Origin of the sequence: Moraxella sp. CTOTU46934 (assembly GCF_031979465.1) — a bacterium.
In the GTDB taxonomy this organism is placed as follows: domain Bacteria; phylum Pseudomonadota; class Gammaproteobacteria; order Pseudomonadales; family Moraxellaceae; genus Faucicola; species Faucicola tetraodonis.
This window is the reverse complement of the sequence record NZ_DALZEG010000015.1, coordinates 24,467-37,661: the sequence shown is the minus strand read 5'-3', so window position 1 is coordinate 37,661 and position 13,195 is coordinate 24,467. Positions and strand designations below refer to the sequence as shown.

The window sequence follows — 13,195 nt, the reverse complement described above, 5'->3', positions numbered from 1 at the left end:
TGTGGTTCGCCCATGTGAGAGTAGGTCATCGTCAGCTCCCTATTCCAAAACACCCCCCTTACTGTTGTAAGGGGGGTGTTTTTTTGCATTGTAGTTTCTCAATATGTTTTATATTTGGTATTGTCGGAGACCACGCTAAGACACTACCTTTATGAAAACCAAACAACAAAACACAAGTGTCGTAAAATCCGGTATAAACGTAAGAAGGATGGCATGTCAAAGCTTGTCCGATGTACTGTTAAATTCTTTATAAATTAGAAAAAGTGTGGCAACTACCACACTTTTTAACGATAAATAAAATACAAGTTTTTTGGCGATTATTTTGATAAATCTATCGCATAATCTGCCAAGCCTTTATTTGAACCATCGTCATTATTTACGACACTAATATTGGTTAATCCTGCTTTTTGGGCAAAGTCAATTTTGTTTGCACTCGATTTAAAGGTTACAGGACCCGCTGTTTTTACTTTGGCAAACCGCCAGCTACGACTGCTACCATTATTGGTTAATGATAAATTCTTAGCTGCTTTGATGTAGTTAATCAGGACATCACGATTGGCATCAGGTGATTCAACCACATTGGTACTATTGATGCTGTAGTACTCCTTTAGACCTGATGCACGATAGTTATTGGTTGCGATGATAAATGGTGCGTTGTCTTCAATCGGCTTGCCTTTGTAGGTTAAGTTTTGGATACGGCTACCGATAGGTTTAGTCACATCAATTTCATATTGCACATCGGGTGAGGTAAACATATCAAAGTTATACCCAGGAAAAGTGCTGATTAACGCTTGTGGCGTAGTAAGGCTTGGGTTTATTTGATTAAAGCGTTTGGCAGAATTCTCTAGCCATTTTTTGATATCACTGCCTTGTATTTTTACTGCAAACACGGTATTTGGATACAGGTACAAATCAGCCGCATTGTTAATGGCGATATTGCCTTGCGCGACATCCGTATAATCTGAACCCCCTGCAAATCCGCTTTTAAATGGGGCACTCACCGATAAGACAGGGATATCTTTATATTGTGGCAAATTGGCGTTAATATAATCGCTAATATAGTTGGCTTGCGCTTGGTTGACCACTTGAATCGCTGACACATCACCCACATCAGCAAAGTAAGAAGTCATTGAGAAATCGGATGTACCGATTGGGGTTTTGACATAATTAATAGTGGCATTATGTTCTGCCTGAATTAATTGAGCCACTCGCGGGTTGGCTGCTACAAAAGTTTTATCAGCATTTTGGATAGTACGCACTTCCACTTTGGTATTGTTTTTATTGACGACCCATTTTTTGCCATCAAAGGTTAGATTCAATTTGATGACCCCTAACCCTTTGCCCCAAAAACTTGGCATGACAGCAGGTACGTTGTTTAATAAGCCATTAACTTTATCAATACCTGCCTGGTCTAAGCGGGTGTCTTTGCTACTAGCATCAGGAAACACTTGATGTGTGTGTCCCATCAAAATCGCATCAATACCTGCCACTTGCGATAGATGCCAACTGGCGTTTTCCATCGTTGGGCTGTATGGGGATGTATCAATCCCACCATGCGACAAGGCGACAATGACATCTGCACCTTCACTTTTCATTTGTGGCACGTATTTTTCTGCCATTTCTTTTGCACCGGCGGTGGTGACTTTGCCGTCTAGCCATTTTTTGTCCCATTGCATAATACCGGGTGTGGTAAAGCCAATGATGCCAATTTTTAGCGGTACGGTAACCGTCTTACCCTCTGGTGTGGTTGCCGTAAAAGTTTTGGTAATGATTTTATAAGGCTTAAACAGCGGCTGATTATTGCGAGAACTAATGACATTGGATAAAACCAAGGGGAAGTCAGGTCCTTTACAAGCACTGGCACTTGCGGTTATGCCATCAACATTAAACTGACTGCCTGTAATTTGATTAAGATAGTTCAACCCATAGTTAAATTCATGGTTACCAATCGTACCTGCATCGTATTTTAGGTCATTCATAACCTTATAAATGCCCAAGGTTTCGTCGCATTTGACAGGGTTCACCGTTGCTTGATAGTCACCTAAAGCACTACCTTGAATGGTATCACCGTTATCTAGCAAGATATTATTGGCAGATTCACTACGAGCGTTATCGATAAGCGTTGCGGTTCGCTCAAGCCCCAAACTTTTGTCTTCTGTCAACTTGTAATAATCATAACTCATGATATTATTATGTAAATCTGACGTTTCAAGAATAGTAAAGTTAAGGTTCGTATTGGTAGCGATTTGCTGTGGTTTAGGGTCATTACTATCATTATCATTGTTATCACAAGCAACAAGTGACATGCTTGCTACAATCATGGATGTGGTAAGGCAAATGCGCTTGATTTGCGTATTCTTATAATGATGGTTTTTATAATGATGGTTTTTATAATGATGGGTTTTATAATGATGGGTTTTATAGTTCATGATAGCTCACTAAATTAGGCTCAAATAAGAGCGTTGATAAATTTGTGAAATATCATAGAAAGGTTGCGTGACAAAATGATGAATAGTTAGGGGTTAATAAAATTCACTGCCCTCTGCCTACCGTCAAGTGACACTGCAAACAACCAGTTGTTACGACCAAGTACTCACGTATGCATCTGATTGTCTGCCCAATTCTTGGATAACCCTTAGCTTGCTCGCCAATACACCTTAAGTACGCTATTATCTCGACTTAACTGTAATAACTCATCCAATAACAAACGCAGTTTTTTCGTTGTTGTGGCTTCAAGCCCACCCCAGATGTGGTCAATTTTGTGAGGATGTTGTTGCAAAAAATTTTGTAGGGTCGTAAAAATCTGCGTATGGGGCAGTTGGTTATCATTCGCCACAATTGGCAACACCGTTGCAGGATACTGGGTTAAAACGTCTTCTAAATAAGCCAAATCTAGCGGGCTTTGCAAAAAGGTCAGTATAATCGGCGGTATTGTCTGCTCGGTCATTGGCGACTGCTCTAACAGTCTGGCTACGGTCGGTAGTGAGGTTTCATCAGCGATTAATAGACTTTGTCCCTGTGGCTGATTAACACCGAGATGATCGATTTTTTCGGGGAATTCTCGCTCACTGGTAAACACATCGCCTGTTTTTAACGATTTTACCCAGGTTTCGCCAAGACTGATTTCGCCGTTTTTTTCTCCATGACAATAGATATCTATCCAAGCAAGGTTTTGCGTTTCGCCGTTTTCATTCACGGTTTGCCATGCCTTGCGAAGCGTATAATAGCGGTAGGGGCGGGGGTGTTTTTTTAGGTCGGTGTCGGGTAGTTTGACATCAAACAAAAACGCATAACCTGCCGGTAAATTGGATAAATCGCTATCTGTTTGCACTGTCAAACGATACATATGGTGACTAACCGCTTCCACGCTTTGCAGACAAAATTGACGCTGCTTGATGTCAATGGTTTTTTTACCTTGTTTGCGGTCACTGCGCTGCAATAAGGCGACATATTGGTCGTTGAATTTTTCAAGGGTTTGGGTCGGCTCACTAAATGCCAAAAGCTGATTGTCTAAGTGCGGCTCGTTTTGCGCAAATTGCAAATCCAAGAGCAAGCCTTGTTGATAGATTTGGCGCAAGGTCGCATTTTGCAAGGTTTTTTGCTGAACCTTGGTTAAGTTTAGCAAGCCTAACGCCATGTGCTTCATATCATCGCTGTGGTCTTCGTTGATGTGATCGATGATGTCGGCAATTTCGGGGTCATCAAATAAAGTCAGATTTTCTGGGTGCATAGAATGTAATTTTTGTTAAAGGGCGATAAGGAAAGGACTTGGGGTAACAAGTCCTTTGTTTAGATTTATGAACCTGATTAAAACTTCGCTGTTAAGCTAACACTGGCTTGTCGCTCTGCGCCCATCCAGCAATTGTTGCGGTCATAACAACTACCCACGTAGGTTTTGTCAAACAAGTTACTGACATTCAAGCCCACATCGAACATGCGGTTAATTTGATAACTGCCAGCCAAATCCACCAAGGTCACGCTTGGCAAAGTATCTGAGTTCTCTCTATCAATCTGCATCCCAGCGATGTGTCGCACACCCACTTGCACCGCGGTTTTGGCGTTGGGTTTCATACTTGCCCAAAGTGTGGCGTTGTGCTTGGCAATTTGTTGCGGGGTATTGCCAACCAGTTGGGGGTTAAACTCATCCTTGGTGATTTCGGCATCGACATAACCATAGCCGACACCCACATTTAACCAATCATTGAAACGATGATCGGCAGAAATTTCAAAACCTTTTGATGTGGTTTCACCTGTTTGGGTTTGTTTGGTCCAGTCGATGGCAGTGACCTTGTCATTTTTGCGCGTGATATCGTAGGCAGACAGCGTGGCTTTGGTGGCTTTATCCGCTGAGCTGTATTTTATGCCGACTTCAACTTGATTGGCGGTGGTGGGCTTAAATGCTTCACCTGTAATATAGTTGACGCCCAATAAGGGTTGAAATGACTGAGCGTAGCTGACATACGGGGCAAACCCATTGTCAAGTTGATACAGGGCGGACAATCGCCCGGATGTTTGCTTGGCTTCGTTGACGGTGGTTTTTGTATCGCTACCTGTGGCAGTGGTTTTGGTGGTGCTTTTATAATCATCATGGCGTAACCCTGCGACCACAGTGAGCTTGTTCCATTGCATTTCATCTTGTAGATAAACGCCGAATTGACTTTGCTCAATATCATCGGTTTGTTGATAGCCTGTCAAACTAAGGGCAGTTTTGCTAAATAACTCATAATCAGGATCGCTTAAATCGATGATGGGTATGCCATTGTACATGGCGTCTGCGTACTTAGCGGTGCTGTCAGTTTTTTGATAGTCCACACCCAATAGCAAATTGTGCGAGGTATTATCGGTAATCAGACTATAAGCCAATTGGTTATCGGTTGCCCAGTTGGTCATTTTTTCATCGGTCGTGTAGGCGGTGCGTATAAGCTGGCTGTCTGAGCCCTCGCTAAAGCCTTGATGGTAGGTGTTTTTTTGTTGGGCATCGGCATCGGTATAACGCAAGGTATGTTTAAAGGTTAACAAATCATTGATTTTCCAGTTGATGGTCTCGCTTGGCATAAAGACTTTTTTACTAAAATCATTCCATTTATCGCCGGCGTAGGCATCCGCGTCCAACTTACCATAACTGGCTTTATACACTGTGCCAACGCTTGGTAGTGGGGTAGAAGGAACTTGATGAGGGTCATCTTGATAATACAAATTGGCAAGCACCGAGATATTGTTGCTCGGTTTGTATTCGATAGAGGGATTGAGTAGCACCCGTTTTTCTTCGGTCGTTTGCATTTGTCCGTCTTTTTCACGGGCTAATGCCACCATGCGATAATTGGTGCTATCGTTAATAGGACCTGTGCTGTCAATGGCGATTTCTTTAAGATTATTGGTGCCTGCCCGTAGTCTGATTTCGTTTTCGGAGGTACTTTTTGGGGTTTTGGCGATTTGATTGACCATGCCGCCCGGCTCATTATAGCCGTACAGTGACGAAGCAGGTCCCTTGAGCACTTCCACAGCTTCAGTTGCATAGATATCAACTTGGGGCATCAGATTCCACGCCCCATCATACGGCAGCCGCATCCCGTCATAAAAGTTGGAATAATTCTTAAAACCACGCAGGGTATATTCATCAAAGATGCCAACCGTCCCACGACTTTCGCTACTGACACCTGGCTCATAACGCAGCGCACTCGCGACACTGTCTGCTTGGCGTTGCTGCAATGTCTCTTGCTCGATACGAGAATAACTCATGGGGGTTTTTTCGGGGTCAAGGGCGGTCTTGGTAGCGGTGGTGCGGTAAGCATCACTACGAATGACCAAGGTATCTAATGTGGTTTCAGGTGCTTCTTCGCTATTGGTCGCAACGTCTGCCAGCACTTGATTGGTAAAAACATGGCTGATACCTACTGCTAAAGACGCCCGTATTGCTACTGATAAAAAAGATAAACGCATAAGTGACCCCGCCCTAATAAATAATTACAGAAATTTACAGTATGTTAAAAGTAATGAAAATAATAACAATAATCATTCTCATTTGCAATTATATTTAATCCGCTTTTACGAGGTTTTAGCGCAGGTCGAATAGATTCTTAATGCTCACCAATCACTGTAATGGCATCTAGACTGGCTTTTTCGCGTTGCAAACCGGTCAGCTCGCTGAGTTCGCCATTTTTCATCATCAACAATCTATCCGCTTTTTCAAAATAGCTGTCATCATGACTGATAATAAACAGCGTTTTGCCCATTTTTTGCAACATGGGAATAATATGGTGATAAAACACACGGCGATAGGCAGGGTCTTGGTCGGCAGCCCATTCATCAAGCAGTAAAATAGACTTTTCTTCGGCGACAGCAAGCAGCATGGCAAGGCGTTTGCGCTGCCCTTGCGAAAGTTCGGTGGCGCTAAGTTGGTTATCGGTGACGCTGACTTTTTCTTTGATGGCTAAAATATCTAGCCAATTATCGATTAACTCGGCATTGGGCGTATTTTGCGCGCTTCCCATCACAGTTTTAAACAGATAAAAATCGCTATAAATCGCTGAAAATAACTGGCGATAATGGGGGTAATGTTCTGAGGCGACAGGCTGGTTATCGATAAAAATACCGGAATTTTCCGCAAATTTAGGCTGATATAACCCTGTGATGAGCTTGGCAAGTGTGGATTTTCCGCTACCATTGGCGCCAATTAAGAACACCACTTCGCCGCGTTTTAACGTAAAGTTGATATGCTTTAAGCCAAAATTTGCGCTATTGTCATAGTGATAATTTATATTTTTAAAAGTAATGACTTGCCAATTTGGGGTTAAAATTTGGGTATCAAAATCTGGGCTATAGTCGGCAAGCTGTAATGATTGTATTTTTTCCAAGGCAACTTTAGCCGTTTGCACGGTGGGAAATGCCCCAATCGCCATCAGTAAAGGCGACTGGATAAATAATACGGTGAGGGCAAACGTAGTGGCGGTGGCGGTATCTACCCAGTGATAAATATTGGCTAGGGCATAAATCACCCCAATTACGGCAAACATCATAATATTTGACCAGCTTACGGCTGATAAATGAAAAGTATCGGCTTTGACAATATGGTTGAAATAGTCGCTTGCGTGGCGTTGATAATCATTGGTAAATAGACGTTTGGCACGTTCACGATTTAAGGCAAGTTCTTTTCGTCCATCAATCACCGCTTGATAATCTTGATACAGTGCATCATTGATTTCTCGTAATGTGGCTAAATGGGCATACACATGACCAACGAGTTTACTGCTGATAAAAATGGTCAGCGTAATACACCCCATGACCACAAGCAGCATTGGCAGAGATAAAAACCCCAAATAAACCGCGGTCGCCGTGCAAATAATCACCCCTTGCACCAGCTCAGGCAAGCGTACAAACGCCACAGTAATCGACTGCACATCGGTAGTTAAGCTGGCTAACAGCTTGGCACTACCGATTTTTTCGATTTGGGCGATTGAAGTATCTAAGATACGTTTTATCAGTTGCGAACGTAATTCAAACACAAAGCGATGCCCTAACTTAGTCAAGGCAAGCTGTGACATAAACGTTGTCGCTAATAAACCCATAATCGCTACCAAAAACACCGCTAATATCTGCCAACTGCCTAAGAGGGGATTATCAGTGCCGACTGCTGCGATTAAAAAACGGTTAATAAAGGCGATAATAGCGACATTCACCAAGGCATTAAGCAGATTGAGCAAGATGACTTTGATAAAGGCAAAGCGGTGCTGTTGCCAGATAAGGGTCATAAGGGGCATGGTAGTAGGGAGCATGTATTTCCTGTTTAGCTTTTATTTTTTAGGCAGTCTCAAATAAAAATCGGACAAAGCAAGCTTTATCCGATGGCAAACGTTAACAATGGGTAAAATTAAAAATCAAAGGTCGCTGACAGCTTCAATGTGCGTGGCTCACCTAAGGTAAGATAGCCTGCACCGTTGTCACCTGCGGTATTTTCATAACCGCCTACCGATGACCAGTAGTCTTTATCGGTGACGTTAGCAATCACCCCTTTGAGCGTGACTGCTTTACCAGCAAGTTGGGTTTTATATCTTGCGCCCAAATCCACAGTGGTATAGCCATCGACTGTTAGGGTGTTGGCATCATTGGCGTAACGTTTGCCGGTATGAATGACATCGCCTGTTAAGGTTAAGCCATCTACTTGGGGTAAGTCATATTCTAGCCCTAGATTCAACAGGTGTTTTGCCGCACCGATAACTTGCTTCCCTTCAGTGGCATCGCTACCGGTGTCTTTTTGCTCGGTATCAAGGAAGGTCATGCCGCCTAGCACTCGCATATTGGCGGTGGGTTGTCCATATACATTGAGCTCAATGCCTTTATGTTGGTTTTTGCCATGCGCTTCAAAGGTAGTATCAACGGTAGTATAACGCGGCTTGTTGGTTTGAAAAGCGGTGAGACCTGCACCGATAACGCCGCGGTCGTATTTCACGCCGATTTCGCTTTGTTTGGTGACGTACGGTGACATGGCTTGACCTGCATTGGTCAGCTCAGTTGCTACGCCATCGATGGTGGTGATGAGTGGGGCATTTTCGCCTTTGCTGAGGCTTTGCATATAGTTAGCAAAGACTGACCATTCATCGCTAGGGCGATATAATAGGGCAAACGCAGGCGTGGTTTTACTTTCTTTATATTTGCCATTACTGGCTTGGGTGGTGGGGTCAAAACTTTCATCTTCAATGGTTTGGTGTCTTGCCCCCAAGGTCACTTGAAGTTTATCATCCATGAAGGCTAGGGTGTCTGCCAATGCCACACTGGTGAGGGTGGTTTCGCCTGTCTTAGTAGGATGGTCGATATCGCCACCTGCCAACGCCGCTGCTGACCAGCTGGGTTTGGCGTACGAGGTTGGGTGATATAGATTGGTCGTTAGTGTGTTTTGCCAATCAAATTGATAAGGTGCTTTTATCTGTGATTTATAGATATTGCCAGACACTACCCAGTTATGGTTGATTTTGCCTGAGGTCAGTTTGCCACGAATACCGATTTCACCTGTGTTAATGTCGTCTTCACGGGCATTGTCAAAGCGGTAGGTGGTGCCATCGCCATTTAGATTAGTGACCGTCAAGTTAGCGAGCGAGTTCTCTTCTTCGCCATGACGAAAGCCATACGCGCCATACGCAGTCAAATTTGGGCTAAGGTCATATTCAGCCCGTAATGTGCCAAACACATCTTTTTCATTTGAATAACTCCACGGTTGCGACCAGTTGCTTTTGGCATCAGCGGCATTGGGTACACGGGTCAAACCTGACAAGGTGACATTGGTGCGTGTTTTTTGCAGTTCGTTATTTTGATAGCCCAAATCTGCCGATAACCGCATGTTATCTTGGCGATAATCTAAGCCCAAACCGACCAAACCCAATTTGGCTTTTTCATCATCGACTGCTGTACCGCCATCTTGATAGGCGACATTGGCACGCACACCGTACGCTTGATTTGCGCCAAACCGTTGTCCCACGTCTAGGGCAATTTTACCATTTTCGGCATTTTCGCTGCTGATAGTGACTTTACGAATCGGCGTTTGAGTGGCACGCTTTGGCAGCAAATTCACTGTGCCCCCTTTATTACTTCCCCCAGGCGCCATGCCATTTAGGAAGGTGCTAGCGCCACGTTGTACTTCGACCCGCTCAAATAGCTCACTTGCGATAAATTGACGAGGCATAATGCCGTATAAGCCGTTCATCATGGTATCGTCAGAGTTGGTGACAAATCCGCGAATGAGATAAGCTTCTTGAAAGTTACCAAAGCCACGAGCCACACGCACCGTTGAATCTTTTTTTAGGATATCGCCAACAGAATCCGCTTGTTTATTTAAAATAAAGTCATTGGTATAGGCCGTGGTCGAAAAAGGCGTTTCCATGGTCGATTTATTACCCAAAATACCGATACGGCTACCGGTGGCGACTTGCCCACCTTGATAGGCTGGCAGTAAACCAGTTTTTGACGCATCCGCACTTGCAGTGACCACGATTTCATCGAGTAGGGTTTCTGTGGCAGCATCCGTGGTATTTGCTTCTTCTGCCATCGCCGCGGTTGATAATAAGCCAATCGTACTCGCTGCCAAAGCCGAACGCACGGCTAAAGATAATAGGGATAAACGCATATTCAATCACTCAAAAGACAATAGATAAAACATTTTTGCGAATGATAACAATTATTATTTCTATTTACAATAAGTAATGATACCGTAACCAAAGAAGTTATGTTTTAATTTTTCATCCCTTTCATTAACCATAAAAAATATAAACCGCCTACGATGGAAGCGATTGTGCCCGCAGGTATTTCATAAGGAAAAATCGCATAACGTCCCACCCAATCAGCAATCAGCATCAATCCGGCGCCAAGGAGCGCTGATAAGGCTAATTGGTGAGGTAACTGCACCGCCCCGAGTGTCTTGGCTAAATGCGGCGTCATCAATCCAATAAAACTTAGCGGTCCAACCGCCAGTGTCGAAACAGTGCTTAACACCGCTACAAGGCTAAAAATCAGTATTTCGCTACGTCTTACTGATACGCCCAAACTGCGAGCCATCGTTTCATCTAGGCTAATCACCCTAAGCGGCTTTAGTAGCAAAAAACTGAGCAAAAATAACACTGTACCAATGACCATTAATGCCCACGCCGTTACAGGATAAGCATGATATGTTGTACCCGATAGCCAATTGAGCATCGCTTGTAAGCGAGGGTCGCCTGACAGTTTGATTAAAGTTAACATACCACCCATCAATGCAGAAATCGCCACACCCACGAGTAACAAGTAACTTGAGGATAGCCGACGAGCAAGCCACAAAACCAACAGTAACACCAAAGCCGCACCTAACAGTCCGCCCAATAACGGCAATCCCAATGCCCAAAAAGAATCGGTTGCCAGTCCCAGTATGCCTAGTATCACTGGACTGAGCACGAACACCAATACCACTCCCAATGCTGCACCCGAACTGATGCCCATGACTTCAGGACTTGCCATCGGATTTCGAGTCAAGTTTTGTAATAGCACCCCTGCGGTAGCCAGCATCAGACCTGTTGCCATTGCCGATAACGTACGCGGCAGGCGAAAATTTTCGATAAAACTTGCCTCGGTATGCCACCCAAAACTGCCCATCGCATCAGGGGAAATATGTAATACACCTACCGTCACAAGCAGCAACAACCCGACCGCAACCACCCAAAAACCGCCACCAAAATATCGGCGTTTGCCGACCAATAGGCTAGGGCTTTGTTCGGCAATCATGGGCTGTTTACTTTGTCGAATGACCAACCAAATAATCAACCCGGCACCTAATATTCCTGTGACCGACCCCACAGGCAGCGTTATATTAAATAATGGTTTGAACAAGGGTGACAGCAGCGTCACAATGTTATTAGTGAGCCATAACAACATCGCCCCAAAGGCAAATCCTGCCAGTAATCGTTGTCCAATCGGGCGAATCGCTACTACATTAACGACACTTGCCGCAGCCAAACCGACAAAACTTAAAACGCCCACGCGGCTTACCACGCTTGCCGTGACTACTGCAACAAGGGTTACTACCAGCATACGCACGGCAGCCACAGGTACTCCCAAGGCTTTGGCTTGGCGTTCATCAAGGCTCATAATGGTTAAAGGTTTGACCAAAAATAACAAGATAACGGGCAAGATTAGGCTTATTAGCACAAAAAACTGGCTGTTTTGCCAACTGGTTTGGGTTAAGTTACCGCTTTCCCATGCCATAACGCCCATTACCCTTTCTGAGAAAAAAATCATCAACAGTGAGGATATAGCAGAAAACAAAATATTGACCACCAAACCACCCAAAATGAGCACCACAGGATTCATACGACTGTTGGCAGCAATTGCAAACACCAAGCCCATACTCAGCAATGCGCCAATAAATGCCACCCAAAAGCTACCATACAAGCCAAAACTGGGAAAAAACAGCGTCACAATTAATAAAGCCAATTGTGCCCCTGTCCCTACCGCAAGCGTACTATCTGAAGCAAGGGTGTTTTTGACCAATTGCTGTAGCAAGACACTGACTACGCCCAGTAATCCCCCGGCAAATATCGCCACTAACATAGTCGGCAAAATTTGTAACTGCGCCACCATTTGCGCTAAAGTTAGCGACTGTGAACGGGCGAATAATAACCCCAAGGCATCATGCCAAGTAGTTTTAAAAACTAAAGCCGTGGTCATTAAAACCAGCGACAATAAGCCAATAAAAAACCAACAGGCAGGGGCATTAAAGGGCTTGATAATTCGCTGATTATCTCGCTGGTTATGTTGTAGCCTAGTTTTATTACCCATGCGCTTTGCCCCCTAACCAATGAGCCTGATTTAATCGCTCGCCAAATACCACCATAGAAGACACACCGCCATACAGCCAAATCGGCGGTAATACTGCCATACAGCGACTATTGTTAGCCCTTGCGCCATAGCCTAGCCGCTGCCACAGCAAATTCTTGGCTAATTCTTGACGTAGCATAGGACTAAACGGCTCAACCACTACCAAACAGGTATCATCATCAAGTTTTGCCAAATCACTCAATGCCAGCGAATTAAATCCCCAAAGATTGCCTTTACCCATCTGATCTTCAAGTGTAATCAAATTTAACCCCATCACCTCAAATGTCGGTCGAAACAGACTATTGTTGGTATAAATCCGCAAATTATTGCTATCGGCAAACTGCACCACCGCAATTTTTTTGATGTGAGGATGTGTTTGGCGAAATGTCGCACCAAGCTTGCCAAGCTGTTTTTTTGACTGGGTTAAAAATTGCTGGGCGCGCTGCGGCTGATGAATAATTTCACCCAGCTGAAGTGTCGGTTCAGCATAGTCCTGCCAAGTCGCTATCGCGTTTTTTGACATAAAACTCACCGACTTATGGGGTGTGTTGCCGTAAGCAGGTCTTAGATGAGCATAAAAATCATTATCAATAATCACAATATTGTTAGAAGATGAGGTGAGTTGGGCAAGCCGTTCAAAGTTTGGGGTGAATCGTTCCCCAATATCGATAATATCACTTGGCAGCGCGGGCGTCCCCACCCATTCACGGTAGCTTTTGGTATCGCCTGTGGCAATCGGTGGATAGCCTAGGGCGGTGAGTGTCGAAGCCACCGCCCAATCAGGGGTGATGACTTTGACGCTGTGAGCCTCTGCGGGGGGCGCTTCAAGCTTTAAATCCCGCTGAGGCTGGCACGCTGTCAA

7 protein-coding genes are annotated in these 13,195 nt (G+C 44.4%); all 7 read right to left on the bottom strand.

The window, feature by feature from the left end; translation table 11 throughout:
* Positions 1 to 317 precede the first annotated feature (317 nt).
* Positions 318 to 2,429 (bottom strand): bifunctional 2',3'-cyclic-nucleotide 2'-phosphodiesterase/3'-nucleotidase, encoded by a 2,112-nt coding sequence (locus RTN07_RS10365; RefSeq protein WP_312177865.1) that lies wholly within the window; start codon positions 2,427 to 2,429, stop codon positions 318 to 320.
* Between the two features lie 206 nt (positions 2,430 to 2,635).
* Positions 2,636 to 3,730 carry an SIP domain-containing protein gene (locus RTN07_RS10360; protein ID WP_312177864.1) on the bottom strand — a complete coding sequence of 365 codons (1,095 nt, stop codon included), beginning with the start codon at positions 3,728 to 3,730 and terminating at the stop codon, positions 2,636 to 2,638.
* Positions 3,731 to 3,807: 77 nt separating this feature from the next.
* Positions 3,808 to 5,940 (bottom strand): TonB-dependent siderophore receptor, encoded by a 2,133-nt coding sequence (locus RTN07_RS10355; protein ID WP_312177862.1) that lies wholly within the window; start codon positions 5,938 to 5,940, stop codon positions 3,808 to 3,810.
* 137 nt (positions 5,941 to 6,077) lie between these two features.
* Complete coding sequence (locus tag RTN07_RS10350; RefSeq protein WP_312177860.1) at positions 6,078 to 7,772, bottom strand: multidrug ABC transporter permease/ATP-binding protein; 1,695 nt, start codon at positions 7,770 to 7,772, stop codon at positions 6,078 to 6,080.
* A 95-nt stretch (positions 7,773 to 7,867) separates the two neighbouring features.
* Positions 7,868 to 10,114 (bottom strand): TonB-dependent receptor, encoded by a 2,247-nt coding sequence (locus RTN07_RS10345; RefSeq protein WP_312177858.1) that lies wholly within the window; start codon positions 10,112 to 10,114, stop codon positions 7,868 to 7,870.
* Between the two features lie 104 nt (positions 10,115 to 10,218).
* Complete coding sequence (fhuB, locus tag RTN07_RS10340; protein WP_312177856.1) at positions 10,219 to 12,294, bottom strand: Fe(3+)-hydroxamate ABC transporter permease FhuB; 2,076 nt, start codon at positions 12,292 to 12,294, stop codon at positions 10,219 to 10,221.
* Positions 12,287 to 13,195 (bottom strand): ABC transporter substrate-binding protein, encoded by a 909-nt coding sequence (locus RTN07_RS10335; RefSeq protein WP_312177854.1) that lies wholly within the window; start codon positions 13,193 to 13,195, stop codon positions 12,287 to 12,289. The genes fhuB and RTN07_RS10335 overlap by 8 nt, the downstream gene beginning before the upstream one ends.

What these genes read in the sequence shown, in the direction of transcription:
- RTN07_RS10365 (WP_312177865.1), bottom strand. Translation starts at nt 2,429, where the DNA reads ATGAACTATAAAACCCATCATTATAAAACCCATCATTATAAAAACCAT.
- RTN07_RS10360 (WP_312177864.1), bottom strand. Translation starts at nt 3,730, where the DNA reads ATGCACCCAGAAAATCTGACTTTATTTGATGACCCCGAAATTGCCGAC.
- RTN07_RS10355 (WP_312177862.1), bottom strand. Translation starts at nt 5,940, where the DNA reads ATGCGTTTATCTTTTTTATCAGTAGCAATACGGGCGTCTTTAGCAGTA.
- RTN07_RS10350 (WP_312177860.1), bottom strand. Translation starts at nt 7,772, where the DNA reads ATGCTCCCTACTACCATGCCCCTTATGACCCTTATCTGGCAACAGCAC.
- RTN07_RS10345 (WP_312177858.1), bottom strand. Translation starts at nt 10,114, where the DNA reads ATGCGTTTATCCCTATTATCTTTAGCCGTGCGTTCGGCTTTGGCAGCG.
- fhuB (WP_312177856.1), bottom strand. Translation starts at nt 12,294, where the DNA reads ATGGGTAATAAAACTAGGCTACAACATAACCAGCGAGATAATCAGCGA.